The sequence below is a fragment of the Micromonospora sp. DT228 genome (genome assembly GCF_049841595.1).
Lineage (GTDB): Bacteria > Actinomycetota > Actinomycetes > Mycobacteriales > Micromonosporaceae > Micromonospora.
In genome coordinates this window covers 23,376-39,832 of record NZ_JBNCKO010000031.1, presented here as the reverse complement: position 1 = coordinate 39,832, position 16,457 = coordinate 23,376, and the positions used below count along the sequence as shown (strand labels likewise).

At 74.7% G+C, this 16,457-nt stretch carries 6 protein-coding genes; all 6 read right to left on the bottom strand.

Features of this window, described 5'->3' with window-relative positions; all coding sequences use genetic code 11:
* Nucleotides 1-19: 19 nt before the first annotated feature.
* Nucleotides 20-5,491, bottom strand: a complete 5,472-nt coding sequence (locus ACLQ29_RS34220; protein ID WP_425775505.1) for an SDR family NAD(P)-dependent oxidoreductase — start codon at nt 5,489-5,491, stop codon at nt 20-22.
* A gap of 14 nt (nt 5,492-5,505) precedes the next feature.
* The gene (locus ACLQ29_RS34215) at nt 5,506-9,111 is read right to left on the bottom strand and encodes an amino acid adenylation domain-containing protein (RefSeq protein ID WP_425775504.1); all 3,606 of its coding nucleotides are present in this window, start codon (nt 9,109-9,111) and stop codon (nt 5,506-5,508) included.
* A complete protein-coding gene (locus ACLQ29_RS34210) occupies nt 9,108-9,266 on the bottom strand; it encodes a hypothetical protein (RefSeq protein WP_425775503.1) in 159 nt (52 codons plus the stop codon). Before ACLQ29_RS34210 ends, ACLQ29_RS34215 begins: the two co-directional genes overlap by 4 nt.
* Nucleotides 9,263-12,346, bottom strand: coding sequence for a thioesterase domain-containing protein (locus ACLQ29_RS34205; RefSeq protein WP_425775502.1), 3,084 nt, complete (start codon nt 12,344-12,346; stop codon nt 9,263-9,265). Before ACLQ29_RS34205 ends, ACLQ29_RS34210 begins: the two co-directional genes overlap by 4 nt.
* A complete protein-coding gene (locus ACLQ29_RS34200) occupies nt 12,343-15,855 on the bottom strand; it encodes an AMP-binding protein (RefSeq protein WP_425775501.1) in 3,513 nt (1,170 codons plus the stop codon). The genes ACLQ29_RS34205 and ACLQ29_RS34200 overlap by 4 nt, the downstream gene beginning before the upstream one ends.
* Nucleotides 15,856-16,185: 330 nt before the next feature.
* Nucleotides 16,186-16,383: a hypothetical protein gene (locus ACLQ29_RS34195; RefSeq protein ID WP_425775500.1), complete on the bottom strand. Its 198-nt coding sequence runs from the start codon at nt 16,381-16,383 to the stop codon at nt 16,186-16,188.
* Nucleotides 16,384-16,457 lie beyond the last annotated feature (74 nt).

Below are 16,457 nucleotides of genomic sequence, written 5' to 3'. Positions count from 1 at the left end.
TGTCTACTCCTGATTCTCGTTACGCGCGGGGCAGTCGCGGGATGGCGGAGGTCGGCGCCGGGGCGGCCGGATCGTCGGTGTTGGCGGCACGCAGTTCCTCGATCCGGCCGGCGAGCCCGGCCACCGTGGGGGTCTCGAAGAGGCTGCGCATCGGCAGCCGCACGCCGGTCGCCCTGCGCATCGCCGCGATGAGCTGCACCGCGACCAGGGAATTGCCGCCCAGGGCGAAGAAGTCGTCGTCGACGCCGACCTCGGCCACCCCGAGCCCGTCCTCCCACACCCGGGCGATGATCTTTTCCAGCTCGGTGCCCGGTGCGGCGCCGCCGTCCCCGAGGCCGGACCGGGTCGAGCCGGTGACCGTGTCGTCGCCGGCGAGGTCGTCGGCGGTGACCCGACCGGCCCGGTGCCGGATGTCGGCCACCGTCCGGGTGGCGATGACGACCTGGGCGCCGAGACCGGCGGTGAGGCTGCGGCGGAACGCCTCCGCACCGTCCACCGGCCGGATGTCCTCGGTCGAGGCCAACGACGGGGCATCGACCGTGGTCGTCTCGGTCAGGCCACCGGTGACCGCCCCCTGGTCGACCCGGCGCAGCACGAAGTCGCTGATCGCGACCAGTTCCCGGCCGTCCGGGTCGCGCAGTGACAGGTCGGCGGTGACCACCTCGTCGGTGTGACCGGGCCGGTGTCGCAGCTCGCTGGTGAACCGGGCCGGCAGCGGCCCGCGCACCACGATCCGGCCGTAGGACAGCGGCAGGTAGGCGCCGCTGCCCTGGCCCCGGCCGAACGCGGTCGCCACGTCCAGCAGCGCGGGGTGCAGGCCCCAGGCGGGCAGGTCACCGAGCACGGCGGCCGGGGCCTCGATCACCGCCAGCTCGGTGTCGTCGGCCCGATGGTGCTCGGTCAAGGCGGCCCAGCGCGGCCCGAAGGTGAGCATGCTGGTGCGGCCCCGGCCGAAGGACGCGTCGTCGTCCACCCGCCGACCGGTGGGTTCGACGCGGTGGGCCGGCGGGGTGGGCTCGTCGGTCCAGCCGGCTCCACCCCGTACGTGGGTGCGCAGGAGACCGCTGGCCAGGCTCCGGACGGCGAAGTCGGTGCCGCCGTCGTCGGCCGGCGTCAGCTCCACCCGGTACTGGGCGATGGTGCCGTCGGGCACCGCGAACGGCTCCAGGAAGACCACGTCGCGCAGCTCCACCGCCGCGTCCCCGTCGGGCGCGGGCATCGCGGCGGCCACCGCGGCCCGCACCGACTCCAGGTGGGCGGTGCCCGGTACGACCGGTACGCCGGCGATCCGGTGCTCGTCGAGCAGCCAGTGGGTGCTGGCGGAGACCAGGCCGTGCAGCACGGTCTCCGTCGGCCCGCTGACCTTCGTGGTGAGCACCGGGTGGTCGACGGTGCTGGTCACCGTGTCGCGGCCGGCAGCCCGGAATCCGGCCGGCGCGGCGGTCTCCACCGCCATGCCCACCTCGGCCCAGCCGCCCCAGTTCTGCGACAGCACCGGAGCCCGCCAGCCGGCACCCGAGCGGGCGTGCGCGTCCAGGAACGCGTTCGCGGCGCAGTAGTCGACCTGCCCGAAGCCGCCGACCACCGCGGTGATGGACGAGCAGAGCACCACGAAGTCCAGCGGCAGGTCGCCGAAAACCTGGGCCAGGGCGAGCGTGCCGGCGAGCTTGGGAGCGAGCACCCGCTCGGCCTCGGCCCGCTCCTTGACCTCGGCCATTCCACCGCCAGGCAGACCGGCCGCGTGCACGATGCCGTCGATGCCGCCGTACGCGGCCTGCGCGGCGTCGCGGACCCGGCGCAGGTCGGCGGGGTCGGTGACGTCGGCGGCGAGCACCAGCACCTCGGCGCCGGCGGCCTCCATCCGGCGGATCGCCGCGATGGCCCGACCGGCCCGGTCGTCGCCGTGCACGGCGAGGTGGTCGTCCCACCGCTCACGCTCCGCAAGCCCGGAGCGGGCCAGCAGCACCAGCTTGGCGCGGGCGCGGGTGGCGAAGTCCTCGGCCAGGGTGATACCGATGCCGCCGAGCCCACCGGTGATCAGGTACCGGCCGCCGTCGCGCAGCGCGCCCGGCTCCCCCTCGGCGTCGAGCGTCACCTGCTCGACGTCGGCCACCCAACGCCGGCCCCCACGGAGGGCGACCTCCGGCTCCCGAGGACGGCGCAGCTCGGCGACCAGCGCGGTGACGTCGTCGTCGGCCGGGTCCGCGTCGACCAGCCGGACGGCCAACCCGGGTAGTTCGGCCGGGAGCACCCGGGCCAGCCCGGCGAGGGTGGCGTGCTCCGGGCGGCGCAGGTCGTCGCCGCGCACATCGCCGGTGCCGGCGGTGACCAGATCCAGGACGACGTCGCCGTCCTCGCCGGTCAGGCCGGCGCCGGCCAGCGCCTGCACCAGGTGCAGGGCGCTGAAGAAGCCCAGCTCCTGGGCCGCCCAGGTGGCCGCGATGTCGGTGCCGGTCGGCGCACCGTCCAGCGTGAAGGCGTGCACCAGCCGGGTCGGCAGTCCACCGTCGGCGGTGAGCGCGGCGACCAGCGCCTCATGATCCGAGCGCACCCCGGGGCGCAGCCGGTAGCCGCCGTCGGCGGTGAAGGCGTCGCCGGGGCGTACCGGGACCGGGTCGGCGCCGGCGGCCCGCAGGCCGGCGACCAGGGCGTCGCCGCGCGCGCCCGCGGTCAGCACCAGGCAGCGGCCCAGCGACCCGGTCGGCGACATCGGCGCGGCCTGCCGCCAGACCGGCACCGCGAACCACTCGGGCAGCGGTCGCGGCCCGGTCTCCACCGCAGCGGCGGCGACCTGCTGCTCCGGGTCCGGGTCGATCCAGTAGCGGCGGCGCTCGAACGGGTAGCTGGGCAGCGGCACCCGCCGCGCCGCCGGGTCCACGTCGAAGCGTACGGGCAGCCCGGCGCACCAGAGCGCGCCGGCGGTGCCGAGCAGAGCGGCCAGGTCGCCGGTGGTCTCCCCGGCGGCGGGCAGGCTGCCCAGCGGGATGAGCGGTCGCTGCTCCGGCGCTGCCCTGGCGACCTGCATCCGGGCCAGGCTGGCCAGTTGCCGGCCGGGACCGCACTCGACCAACTGCCAGGTGCCCGCCGTCAGCAGGGTGGCCACACAGTCGCCGAAGCGGACCGGCTGGCGCAGGTGCGCCGCCCAGTACGCCGGGTCGGTGGCCTGCTCGGCGGTGATCCAGGTGCCGGTCACGTTGGAGAGGAACGGCGCGGTCGGCGGGCGCAGCGACACCGTGCCCATCAGCGCGGTGAACTCGGCGAGGATCGGCTCCATCATCGGCGAGTGGAACGCGTGCGAGGTGCGCAGCATCTTGGACTTTGCCGTCAGCGTCGCCGCGAACGCCTCGACGGCGGCGGTCTCGCCGGCCACCACGCAGGTCCCCGGCCCGTTGACCGTGGCCACCGAGAGCCCCTCGGGCAGCACGTCGGCGACCGCCGACTCGTCCAGTGAGACGGCGAGCATCGACCCGGTGGGCAGCGTCTGCATCAGCCGGCCCCGGGCGGCGACCACCCGCAGCGCGTCCGGCAGGCTCAGCACCCCGGCAACGGTGGCCGCGACGTACTCACCGATCGAGTGGCCGATCATCGCGGCCGGGCGTACGCCGGTGGCCTGCCAGAGCGCGGCCAGGGCGTACTCGACGGTGAACAGCGCCGGCTGGGTGTAGCGGGTCTCGGTGAGCTTCTCCCCCGCCATCGGATCCCGACCGAGGATCAGGTCACGCAGGTCGATGCCCAGGTCGGGAAGGAGCAGTTCGGCGCACTCGTCGACGACGGCAGCGAAGCGGGGCTGCTCGGCGTGGAGCTGCGCGCCCATCCCGGCGTACTGGGAACCCTGACCGGAGAACAGGAGAGCGACTTTCGGGGCTGGACGCCCGGTCGATGGTTGCGCTCCGCGTTTCGGGGCGCGCAGGGCCGTGACGGCGCTGGGGAGATCCGACGCGACCACCGCGCGGCGGTGCGGGTGCGGGCGGCGGCCGGCACGCAGGGTGTGCGCGACGTCGGCGAGGTACGCGGGCCCGGCGTCCGCGGCACCGTCCAGGTGGGCGGCGAGGCGCTGCACCGCGGCGTCCAGGGCGCCCGGGGTGGCAGCGCTGACCTGGAGCAGATGCGCCGAGCGCACCCGGCGGTCGGTGCGGTACGCCGCCGGCGCCTCCTCGAGCACGACGTGCGCGTTGGTGCCGCCGATGCCGAACGAGCTGACCCCGGCCCGGCGCGGCCCGCCGTCGGTGTCCCACTTGGTGAGGGTGTTCGCCACGTAGAACGGGGTGTCGGCGAACTCGACCGCCGGGTTCGGCGTCTCGTAGTTGATCGTCGGTGGGATCAGCCCGTGCTCCATGGCGAGCACCGTCTTGATCACGCTGACGATGCCCGAGGGTTGGCTGAGGTGGCCGATGTTGGACTTCACCGACCCGATGCCGCACCAGCCCCGCTCGTCGGTGTCCCGGCTGTAGACGGCGGAGAGCGCGGCGACCTCGATCGGGTCGCCCATCGCGGTGCCGGTGCCGTGCGCCTCGACGTAGCTGATGGTGCGCGGGTCGATGTCGGCCATGTCGACGGCCTGGGCGATCGCGGCCACCTGCCCGTCGACGCTGGGCGCCGTGAAGCCCACCTTGCCGGCGCCGTCGTTGTTGATGGCGTTGCCCCGAACCACGGCACGGATGTGGTCCCCGTCGGCGATCGCGTCGGAGAGCCGCTTGAGCAGCGTCACCCCGACGCCACTGCCCCACACGGTGCCGTTGGCGGCGGCGTCGAACGGGCGGCACCGGCCATCGGGCGAGGTGAAGCCCTCCATGCCGAGGTAGCCGACGTGCGGCAGCTCGATGTTGACACCGCCGGCCAGCGCCATGTCGCACTCACCGTTGCGCAGTGACTCGCAGGCCAGGTGGAACGCGACAAGCGAGGTGGAGCAGGCGGTGTGCACGGTCAGGCTCGGCCCGCGCAGGTCCAGCCGGTACGACACGTTTGTGGCCACGTAGTTCGGCGAGTTGCCGGTGGCGATGGAGACCGCGCCGTGTGGGTTGCCGCCGACCCGCTGGTTACGCAGCACGTAGCGGTGCAGGTAGGTGTTGCCGCCGGTGCCCGCGTACACGCCGATCGCGCCGTCGTAGCGGGCCGGGTCGTAGCCGGCGTCCTCCAGCGCGGTGTGGCAGGACTCCAGGAACAGGCGGTGCTGCGGGTCGGTCAGCTCCGCCTCCCGGGCGGTCATCCCGAACAGTGTGGCGTCGAACTCGTCGTAGCCGTCGACAAGCGGGGCGCGGTTGACCCAGCCCGGGTCGTCGACCTCAGTGGGTGTCGCGCCCCGGGCGAGCTGCTCCTCCCGGGTCAGCTCGGTGGTGGACTCCACGCCGTCGACCAGGTTGCGCCAGAACTCGTGGACGTCGGCGGCGCCGGGCAGGCGCGCGGCCAGGCCGACGATCGCGATCGGTTCGATGCCGTGGTCGGGTGACTCGGTGACGTCGTCGGACTGGTCGGCTGCGGTCGGGTTGCTCATCAGGCTGTCCTTCGTCACGCGGAGCCGCCGGGGCGGCGAGGTGGGGTACGACGGGTACGGCCGCGGCGTGCGGCGGCCCGCAGGGCGGCCCGGGCCAGCTCCGGCCGGTCGGCGGCACCGTCGAGGCTGGCGGCGAGCGCTCGGACGGTGGGGTGGCGGAACAGGTCGAGCATGCGGATGGACCGGCCGGTCGCGGCGGTCAGCCGGGCGTGCACGGCGGCGAGCGCCAGCGAGTGCCCGCCGATGTCGAAGAAGTTGTCGGTCACCCCGACCCGGTCGTGCTCCAGCACCTCCCGCCAGATCCGGGCGATCAGCTCCTCGGTCTCGGTGAGCCCGTCCGGGCCGACAGGCATCAGCGCGGGTGGGGGGCCGACCGGGTCACCGCCGGCGACCGTCATCGCGCCGAGCTGCGGCACCCGCACGGTGGGTCGGGGCAGCGCGGTGGCGACCTCGCGGGCCGGCGTGTCCGACGCCACGGCCAGCGCGCCCACCAGCTCGGCCAGGTCGGCGAGCAGGTCGTCGACGCGTCCGGCGTCGAACAGGTCCGGGTTGTAGACCACCTCGACGCCCGTACGACCGCCGTGCTGCACCACGTAGACGGTGATGTCGAACGGCGAGCCCGGTTTGGGCACCGACACCGGCTCGGCGGCCAACCCGGTCAACGTCAGCGCGGGCGGCGCGAAGTTGAGCACGTTGAACAGCACCTGCACCAGCGGTGCGCGGGCGGTGTCCCGGCCGACGCCGAGCGCCTCGACGATGCGTTCCAGTGGGGCCCCCGGGTGGGCGGTGACCTCGTGCAACTCCCCGGCACAGCGGTCGACCAGCTCGGCGAAGCTCACCCCGCCGGTGCGGACCCGCACCGGCACCGTGTCGATGAAGAAGCCGATGACGTCGTCGAAGGCGGCCAACCGCCGGTCGGCGACGATCGCCCCGAGCACGTGGTCGTCGCCCCCGGTGAGCCGCGCGATCAGCTCACCGAAGGCGGCCAGCAGCACCGCGGCGACCGTGGTGCCGCGACGCTCGGCCAGCTCGCGGACCGCGCGGTCGGTGTCGGCGGGCAGCCGGACCGCCGCCTCCGCCCCGGCGTACGTCTGCACCGCCGGCCGCGGCCGGTCCCGGGGCAGGTCCAGCACGGTCGGCACGCCGTCCAGGTGCCCCGTCCACCAGGCCAGGTCGGGCCCGCCCCGCAGCCGGTCGCGCTCGGCCCGCCACACCGCGTAGTCGGCGTACCGGGCCGGCAGCGCCGGCAGTGTGGGCGCCGTACCGGCCACCGCCTGGGCGTACCCGGCGGCGAGGTCGTCGTAGCAGATCCGCTCCGACCAGCCGTCGAAGACGGCGTGGTGCCAGGTGACCGCCAGCACGTGCTCGGCCGGGCCGAGCCGGTAGACGGTCACCTGCCAGGGTGGCCCGGTGGCCAGGTCGAACGGGTGCGCGGCACCGGCCGCGAGCATCTGGGCCAGCTCCGCCTTCGGCTCGGCGCTGCCGGTCAGGTCGACCACCGGCACCGCCACGTCGGTCGGTTCGGCGCAGACCGCGTAGGGCACCCCGGCGGTCTGCGGGATGCGCCAGCGCAGCACGTCGTGCCGCTCGGCGACGGTCCGCAGTGCCGCGCCGAGGGCCGCGATGTCCAGCGGGCCGAGCAGCCGGTGCGCCACCGCGATGTTGTACGGCGCGCTGGACGGCGCGAGCTGGTCGACGAACCAGAGCCGGCGTTGCGGTGGGGAGAGGGTGGGCGGGTTGCCGGTGCTCAGCCGGTCGTCGCCGACGGGTGCGGCGGCCACCCGCTCGGCGAGCCGGCCGAAGGTGCGCTCGGTGAACACCTCACGGGCGTCGAGCTGCCGGCCCAGCTCGGCGCGCAGCGCGGCGACCAGGCGCATCGCCGCGATGGAGTTGCCACCGGCGGCGAGGAAGTCGGTCGCCGGCCCGGGTGCCGCGCCGAGCAGCCGGGTCCAGATGCCGGCCACGGCCGCCGCGAGGGGACCACCGGGCACCTCCGGAGCGACGGCGTCGGCGGAGGAGGCGGTGCGGGCCGCGGCCAGCGCGCGCAGCGCGAGGCGGTCCAGCTTGCCGCTGATCGGGCTGATCGGCAGGGCCGCGCTGCGCAGCACCCGGGCCGGCAGCATCGCCGTGGTCAACCGACTGCCGGCGTACGCGCGCAGCCGCGCGTCGTCGGGGGCATCCGCCGGAGTGAGGAACGCGACCAGCTCGGTGCCGGCCGGACCGGGCACCGCCTCGACGGCCACCCCGGTCACCCCGGGCAGGTCGGCGAGCACCGCCTCGACCTCGCCCAGCTCGATGCGCTGCCCACGGATCTTCACCTGCCGGTCGGCCCGGCCCAGGAAGACGATCCGCCCGTCCGGGTCCTGCCGCACCAGGTCGCCGGTGCGGTACAACCGCTCGCCGGGCAGCCCGGAGAACGGATCCGGAACGAACCGCTCGGCGGTCAGCGCCGGCCGGCCCAGGTAGCCGTCGGCCAGCCCGGGCCCGCCGATCAGCAGCTCACCGGTCTCGCCCGCAGGCACCGGGTCCAGCGCCGCGTCCACCACGTACGCCCGGTGGTTGGGCATCGGCCGGCCGATCGGTACCGGGTCGACCTCGGTGGCGCTCAACGGGCCGCTGGCCGCCATCACCGTCGTCTCGGTGGGGCCGTACGCGTTGAGAAGGCGGCGGCCGGGTGCCCAGCGGGCGGCCAGCGCGGCCGGTACCGCCTCGGCGCCGCAGAGCATCGTACGCCAGCCGGTCAGCTCGGCCGGGTCCAACATGGCCAGCACGGTGGGCGTGATGAAACCCCAGTTGACCTCGTGCTCGACGATGAACCGGGTCAGCCGGACCGGGTCGGCGCGATCCGCCGTGCCGAGGAGCTGCACCGTCCCGCCGAGCAGCAGCGGCACGAACAGGTCGATGGTGGCCGCGTCGAACCCGAGCGACGCCAGGCCGAGGCTGCGTACGCCGGCGTCGGCGCCGCTGAGCGCGGCCACGCCCGTCACGAACTCCACCACGTTGCGGTGGCTGGTGAGCACACCCTTGGGCCGACCCGTGGAGCCCGAGGTGAACAGCACGTACGCCGGGTCGCCGGGCCGGGCCGGGCAGGGCGCGAGGGGGGCCGGGCCGGGCAACCCGACCGCCTCGACGCCGGGGGCGTCAGCGAACTCGGTCTCGGCGGCGTCGCCGACCACCAGGGAAATGCCCGCGTCGGCGGCGATCCCGCGAAGCCGCCGACGCGGGCCGCCCGGCTCCAGCGGCACGTAGCAACCGCCGGCCAGCAACACCCCCAGCACGGTCGCCACCAGCTCCGGCCGGCGGCTGCCGCACACTCCCACCCGACTCTGCCGGCCGACGCCGCGGGCGCGCAGCGCGGCAGCCACCCCGGCGGCCTGGGACAGCAGCTCGGCATAGCTGAGCCGGACGTCCCACTGGCGCACCGCCGTCGCGTCCGGCGTACGGGCGGCCTGCGCGACCACCAGCTCGGCGATCGTCGCGTCCGGCCAGGGCAGGGCCTCGCCCCGTACGGCGTTGCTGGACAATAGGTCGGTCACCCGTTTCCCCCCGGGATAGCTGTTCGGATCGGTCATCTGCAGGCGCAGCTCACTGACGTAGCCGCGGCCCTGCGCGTCGGTCATCCAGCTGTCGCCCGGTGCCGGTAACAGGTGACCGCCTCGCGCAGCAGCGGGTCGGCGGCGATCCGGCCGGCGGTCGCGGAGGAGTCGGCGGTACGCAGCACCACGTCCCGCCACACCGACCAGCCCGTCCCGCCCAGTGGCAGCACGTGACTCATCGGACGGGTTCCGGCTCGTCGGCGTCCACGATGTGCAGTCGCAGTTCACTGAAGTAGCGCCGACCGGCCCCGTCGGGCACCCAGGCGTCCTGTTCGGTGGGCAGCATCTCGCTGACCACCACCGTCGTGTCGTCGCCGCCGTCACGCCGGGCCGCCCGGACCAGCACACAGAACATGTCAGCGAAGACGGGGCTGCTCAGGTCGACGAAGCAGGGCTTGGTCTCGGTGCCGAGCTTGACGTACACCTGCTCGGGCAGGCCCAACCGGCGTCGCCAGTCCCGTACCGCCAGGAAGCGGGCCCGCTCACCCTTCGCCGCGCCGAAGTCGCACGCGCCGACGGTGGTCCGCCAGGTCTGCCGGGCCACCACGAGCCGGTCCAGCGTGATCCTCGGGGTGTACGGGGCAGCCGCGACCAGCTTGAATCCGTCCACGGCATGCAGGCTGAGCAGCCCGGCGCAGACCTCGGTCAGGAGCCAGCGCTGCCCGTCGGGGGCCACGACCGTCAGTCGGCCGTCCTCGTCCCGAACGGTCAGCGCCACCGTGGGCAGCACCCGGTCCGGGTCGGCGTTGGGCGCGGACGCGAAGGCCACCTGCCGGTCGGTGGGGCCGATCAGCGCCTCGGCGACCCGGCTGGTGCGGCGCGGCCAGTCGGTGGGATAGAGCAGCCGGATCCGGTTCGGGCCGAGGTCGGCCGCCAGCGCGTCGCGCAGCCGCTGCACGTCCGGATGTGCGGCCGTGAACACCGCACAGTCGAACGACGGCCAGGCGGCGTGCAGCTCGCCGAGCACCACGGTGTAGTCGCCGCGGGCCAGCGCGTCGGCGTCGGCCGCGCAGATCTGCAGGTCGGGGCTGTGCAGCCGGGAGTTCGACCAGCTTGGCCGGAGAACGGGGAAGACCTCGTCGACCCGGGCGGCCAGGTCCGCCACGTCCAGCCGCACGTCGGTGCTGCCCGGCGGCAGGTCGGCCAGCCCGAACAGCCCCGCCCAGCGGGCCGCGAAGTCGCCCGCCACCGCGTCGACCGGGCGCGGCCCGCTGCCCCAGAACATGCCCTGGACCAGGAACCACAGGTCGGACAGGGCCACCGGGGCGTCGCCGGCCTCGGCGCGCAGCTCGTCGTACAGCTCCCGGAACACCACCGCGTACGCCTCCTCCAAGGCGCCGGCCAGCCAGCGGGCGGCCCGCAGCAGCACGGCGAGCGGGGCGGCGATCCCGTCCAGCAGCGGTGCGCCGAAGACCACGTCCAGGTCACGGCTGGTGTCCTCATAGCAGAGCGTCCGACCGGCGTACATCTGCCCGGCCCGGCGCTGCGCCGGCTGCCCGGTCAGGTCGGTGAACGTCTCGTCGAGCGCGTTCAGCGCGGCGTGCAGCCGGCCCGGATCACCGGCCGCGGCGGCGACCGCGTCCCGGGCGGCGCACAGCCGATCGAAGCCGGCCTGGGCGGCGGCCCGCGCGGGGGCGTCGCCGACCTGCGTGATCCGCTGCCGCAGCACGTCCTCGGCGGCCGGGCTCACCGGCAGCGCGGCGTCCCAGGTGGCCAGGTCCCGCTGCACCAGCCGGTCGAGCAGCGCGTACCCGTCCTCCGGCCGACGCAGACCGACGGCCGGGTCGGTGACCAGCTCGTGGGCGGGGCGGTGGCCGTCGGCGGCACCGAGCAGTGCCGCCTCGACCGGCGACAGGGGCACCGGGGGTCGACCCGGCCGGCGCACCTCCCGGCCGGCGAGGCTCAGGTGCGGGGCGAGCTGGGGTGCCCACCAGCGGCGGACGGCCAGGTCCTCGGCGATCCGCTGCGCGTACACGGTCAGCGCCCAGGACTCGAACCACACCCAGCGGTCACGGGTCAGCGCCGCGCCCGGCCGGACCTCGGCGGCGACCGGCAGCTCCGGGTCGAGGGTGACCCAGCAGCTCGGGCCGAAGAAGCCGACGGTCTCGTTCTTGCCGCAGTAGCGCTGCCAGTATCTGAGGACGGCCCGTTCGCGCTCGCGCCTACGGGTGTTGCGGGCAGCGTCGGGGCCACCACGGACCAGCCCGTCCAGGGTGGGCAGCATCCCCCGGTTCTGCCAGGTGACCGCCTCGCGGAGCAGCGGGTCGGCGGCCAGCTCGGTGATCCGCCGGGTGGCGGTGGACAGCGCCTCGGCGAACTCCTTGTCGAAGACGTCGGCGCCGGTGCCGGTGGTCAGCAGCTCGTCGGCCGCCGCGGCGGCGTGCGGCGCGGACAGCAGGGTCAGCCCGTCGGCCGGAAAGCCGGTGCTGCGCAGGATGGCGTCGCGCCACACCGACCAGCCGGTGTCGCCCAGCGGGACCCGGTGCGCGGCGGCGGCCGCCCTCAGCGTGGCGGTCGGCGGTTCGGTGGTGAGCGCCGCGGTCAGGTCGGCGCGGATCGCGTCGGCCAGCTCGGGCAACGCGTCGTGCAGGAAGAAGTGCCCGCCGTCCAGCTCGTGCAGGGTGAAGCCGGCGGCGGTGTGCTCCCGCCAGGCCGCGCTCTGCTCCCGGGTCACCGCCAGGTCGCGCCGGCCAGCGAACGCGATGATCGGCACCGGCAGCGGCTCCTCGGGCCGGTACCGGTAGCTGTCCACCCGCTCGAAGTCGGCGCGCAGCAGCGGCAGCAGCAGGTCGACCAGCTCGGGGTGCTCCAGCACACCGGCGGGCAGGCCGCCGCCGGTCCGCAGCCGGCGCAGCAGCTCGTCGTCGTCCACCTGGGACAGCCCGTCGAAGATGGTGGGCGCGGTGACGTGCGGGGCGCGGGCGCCGCCGACGTAGAGCCGCAGCGGCAGTGGACGCCCGGCGCGGCGCAGCTCGCGGACCACCTCGAAGCCGAGCCGGCCGCCCATCGAGTGGCCGTAGATGGCGTAGGGCCCGGTGGCCCGCCCGGCGATGGCGCTCGCCACGTCGACCACCCGGAACCGGGGGTCCTCGCTGATCCGGTTTTCCCGGCCGGGGAGCTGCACCGGCAGCACCTCGACGTCCGGACCGAATCGGCCCGAGAAGGTGCGGAACGCGCCGGCTCCGGCGCCGGCATAGGGCAGGCAGAACAATTGCACCGGTGCCGGATCGCGGCTGCCGGCGGACGGGAACCAGTTCACCGAACACCTTTCTGAGGAGGTTCGATCCAGTACCGCTGCCGCTGAAAGGGGTAGGTGGGCAGCGAGGTTCGTCGGACGCCGTCGGCCGGGTGCAGGGCCGTCCAGTCCAGGGACCGGCCGGTCACCCAACCGGCGGCCAGGTCGCGCAGCGGGCCGGCCGGACCGACCACTCGGGTGTCCGTGGCCAGTAACGCGTCGAGCGCGGCGACCGCGTCGGTCGGGGTGGTGGCGACCACCGCGGCCCGGCAGCCGAACTCCCGTCGGCCCAGCGCCAGCGTCGCGGCGACCTCGGCGAGCGTGGGCGCGGTGCCCGCCAGGTGCCGCCGCAGCCGGGTCAGGGCCGCCCGCAGAGCCGCGGGGGTACGCGCCGACACCGGCAGCAGGTGCGCGCCGGCCGACCCGGTGTCGACCGGCTCGACCGCGGGTGGTTGCTCCACCACGACGTGCGCGTTGGTGCCGCCCAGCCCGAACGAGCTGACCCCGGCCACCCGGCGCGGCACGTCGGGCCAGTCCCGCGCCTTCGTCGGTACGTAGAACGGACCGGCGGCCAGATCGATCTCCGGGTGCGGACGGGTGAAGTGCAGGTTCGGCGGGATGACCCCGTGCTGTACGGCCAGCACCGCCTTGATCAGCCCGGCGATGCCGGCCGCGGCGTCGAGGTGACCGATGGTGGTCTTCACCGAGCCGAGCGCGCAGGTCTCGGCGGGGGCGGCGCCCTCGTACACCTCGTGCAGCGCGGCCACCTCGATGGCGTCCCCGAGTGGCGTACCGCTGCCGTGTGCCTCGATGAAGCGGACCTCGCCCGGGGCGACCTCGGCCGCGGCGAGCGCGCCGGCCACCGCGGCGGCCTGCCCGGCCGGCCCGGGGACGGCGTAGCCGGCCCGGTCGGCACCGTCGTTGGTGACCGACCAGCCGGGCAGGATCGCGAGGACGCGGTCCCCGTCGGCCTGCGCGTCGGCGAGCCGACGTAGCGCCACCACCCCGACGCCGGAGCCGAAGCCGGCGCCCTGGGCGGCCTCGTCGAAGGCCCGGCAGCGACCGTCCGGTGAGGCCAGGCCACCGGGGGTGTGCCGGTGCCGGGGCCAGGTGATGCTCACGCCACCGGCCAGCGCGATGTCGCACTGGTAGTCGGCCAGGCTCTGCGCGGCCAGGCAGACCGCGACCAGCGAGCTGGAGCAGGCGCTCTGCACGGCCACCGCCGGCCCGGTCAACCCCAGCCGGTACGCCACCTGACCGGGCAGGTGGTCGGTGAGCTGCCGGCCGATCAGGCGGGACTCCCAGTCGTCCGGATCGACGTCACCGATCACGGCCGGGTTGTCCATCAGGTGAAAGAGGAAGTAACGGTTGACGGAGGTGGCGCCGTACACGCCGACGAGGCCGGGGAACCGGGTCGGGTCGTGGCCGGCGTCCTCCAGCGCCTCCCACGCGGTCTCCAGGAACAGCCGGTGCTGCGGGTCGGTACGGGCGGCCTCCTGGTCGCCGAAGGAGAAGAACTCCGCGTCGAAGTCGGCGATGCCGTCGAGCCGCCCGGTGGCCTTCACGTGCCGGGGGTCGGCGCGCAGCCCGGGGCCGACGCCCAGCGCCGCCAACTCCTCGTCGCTGTGGTCGTGGATGGCGTCGACGCCGGCGCACAGGTTCCACCAGAAGGTGGCCACGTCCGCCGCTCCCGGGAACCGGCCGGCGAGACCGACCACGGCGATCTCCTCGCCGGTGTGCTCGCGGACGCCGACCGATGAGGAGTACGCACCGCCGGTGGACGGCGACGCGGTGGACGCCGAGGCGGTCGCGACGGGCGGGGCCGGCAGGTCGGTGGACGGCGGCGGGTCGACCAGTCGAGCCTGGGCGGCGACCGTCGGATGGTCGAAGAGCCGCAGCAGCGGCAGCCGGACCCCGAACCGTTCGGTCAGCCGCTGCTGCACCTGGCCGAGCAGCAGGGACTGCCCGCCGACGTCGAAGAAGCTGTCGGTGCGGCCGACGGCGTCCCGGCCGAGCACGGTGCACCAGATGTCGTGCACGATCCGCTCGGTCGGGTTGGCCGGTCGATCCTCGGCCAGCACGGCCCGGGCCGGCGCCGGCAGCGCCCGTTCGTCGATCTTTCCGCTGACGGTCAGCGGAAACTCGGCGACCGGCACGACGGCGCGGGGCAATGCGTACTCGGGTAGTTGCCGGGCCAGGGCGGCCCGCAGCGCGGCCGGGTCCACCGGTGTCCCGGTCGACCGGACGTACGCCAGCAGCTCGCCGTCGCGGGCGATGGCACGCACCTCGGCGACGCTCGGCTCGGCGGCGAGCACCGACTCGATCTCGGTCAGCTCGACCCGGAACCCGCGCACCTTGACCTGCCGGTCGAGGCGGCCGAGGCAGCGCAGCTCGCCGGTGGGCAGCAGCTCACCGAGATCGCCGGTGCGGTACGCCGGCACCCCGTCGGGGTCCAGCCCGAACCGGTCGCTGACCTGGTCGAGGTAACCGGGGGCGAGGTGCCGGCCGCGCACCACGATCTCGCCGTCCGGTGTCAGCCGCAGCGCGTACCCGGGCAGGGCGGTGCCGATCGGCAGCGGCCCGGTGGCCGTACGGTCGACGTCGGCCAGCGGCAACGCGGACCGGGCCGCGAAGGTCATCTCGGTGGCACCGTAGCCGTTGACGAGCACGCAACCCGGGGCGAAGTGACCCTGGGCGCGGGTGGCGTCGGCGTAGCTGGCCTGTTCGCCACCGAGCAGCACCACCCGGACCCGGTCGAGCCGGTCGACGCCGGGAGTGTCCAGCAGGTACCGGAAGACCGTCGGGGTGGAGTGGTAGACGGTGACGCCGTGCCGGGCCAGTTGCTCGACGGCGTACGCCAGCCCGTGGCGGCGCAGGTCGACCGGGACGACGGCGGCGCCGGTGAGCAACGCCGGGTAGAGGTCGGGGATGGCCGCGTCGAAGCTGAACGAGGCGAGCAGGCTGAGCCGGTCGTCCGGACGCAGGTCGAGGGTGGCGATCTGGTTGTCCACCACGTGCAGCAGGTTGCGGTGGGTCTGCCCGACCGCCTTGGGCCGGCCGGTGGAGCCGGAGGTGAACAGCACGTACGCGAGGGCGTCCGGGTCCACCGGCACCGGCCGCAGCGGCGCCGGCCGCACGTCGACGGCGGGGACGACCCGCGTGCCGGGCCGGTCGGTGGCGAGCCGGCGGGCCAGCTCGGTGTGCTCGCCCCCGCTGAGCAGCACGGTGACGTCGGCGCCGTCGACGAGCTGGCGCAGTCGCTGCTCCGGGAAGCCCGGGTCGAGCGGCACGTAGGCGGCTCCTGCGGCGAGGGTGCCCAGCATCGCGGCGATGGTGCCGGCGCCGTGTGTGGTCAACAGTCCGACCCGGTCGCCGGGTTGGACGCCGGCCCCGGCCAGCAGCTCGGCGTGGCCGCCGGCCAGGCCGGCCAGGCGGGCGTAGTCGAGCGGGCCGGTGTCACCGAGCACGGCGGGATGGTTGGGCCGGGCGGTAGTGGCATCGCCGAAGCGATAGATCAGCGTCGAATTTCCCATCTCAGGACGCGCACATCGCTCCACACGAGACGGACACGCCGAGGTCGGCTACTTTGATCATGATTTCCCCCCCAGGACTTCACAATGGAACGAGCATAGGACTCAATGCCTGGCGCGGAAGATCATTGACTAGAGTCAACCCGAAGGGCTAGCGGGTGATCAGACGAGGGATGACGGAAATCGTCCGATCATCCCCCTGGCGCAGCGGCGGATTTTCGCCTAGAACGATCACCAGGGGCTGTTTTTGCGGTCGCACATTCATTGCGTAGAGGAATTTCCCGACCAGAGGCATCGGGTCGCTCGCCGCGGACCACACTCTGCGCCGTGGGTTCAGCGCGTGAAGGGTGCCGGCGGGACGGGGCCGACAGCACCGTCGTCGTCGCGCGGCAACCGCGACACCATCTCCCGGAACTCCCGCACGGTGACCGCCTCGCGCAGGGTGGCGAAGACGGCGCCAGTGCCGCTCCGGAGCGCTGACCCGATGGCCCGACCTGAACCGCCCATCGACACCTGGGGCAAGATCCGCATCGCCGGTTGCTGGCCGCCGACGCGCTCGGCGAGTTCGCCGAGCGCGTCGCCACATCCATCGGACCCGTTGCGGA

Bases quoted from the DNA above. Each gene is read 5' to 3' on its own strand.
- ACLQ29_RS34210 (WP_425775503.1), bottom strand. From the start codon at position 9,266: ATGAGTCACGTGCTGCCACTGGGCGGGACGGGCTGGTCGGTGTGGCGG.
- ACLQ29_RS34195 (WP_425775500.1), bottom strand. From the start codon at position 16,383: ATGCGGATCTTGCCCCAGGTGTCGATGGGCGGTTCAGGTCGGGCCATC.
- ACLQ29_RS34220 (WP_425775505.1), bottom strand. From the start codon at position 5,491: ATGAGCAACCCGACCGCAGCCGACCAGTCCGACGACGTCACCGAGTCA.
- ACLQ29_RS34215 (WP_425775504.1), bottom strand. From the start codon at position 9,111: ATGACCGACGCGCAGGGCCGCGGCTACGTCAGTGAGCTGCGCCTGCAG.
- ACLQ29_RS34200 (WP_425775501.1), bottom strand. From the start codon at position 15,855: ATGGGAAATTCGACGCTGATCTATCGCTTCGGCGATGCCACTACCGCC.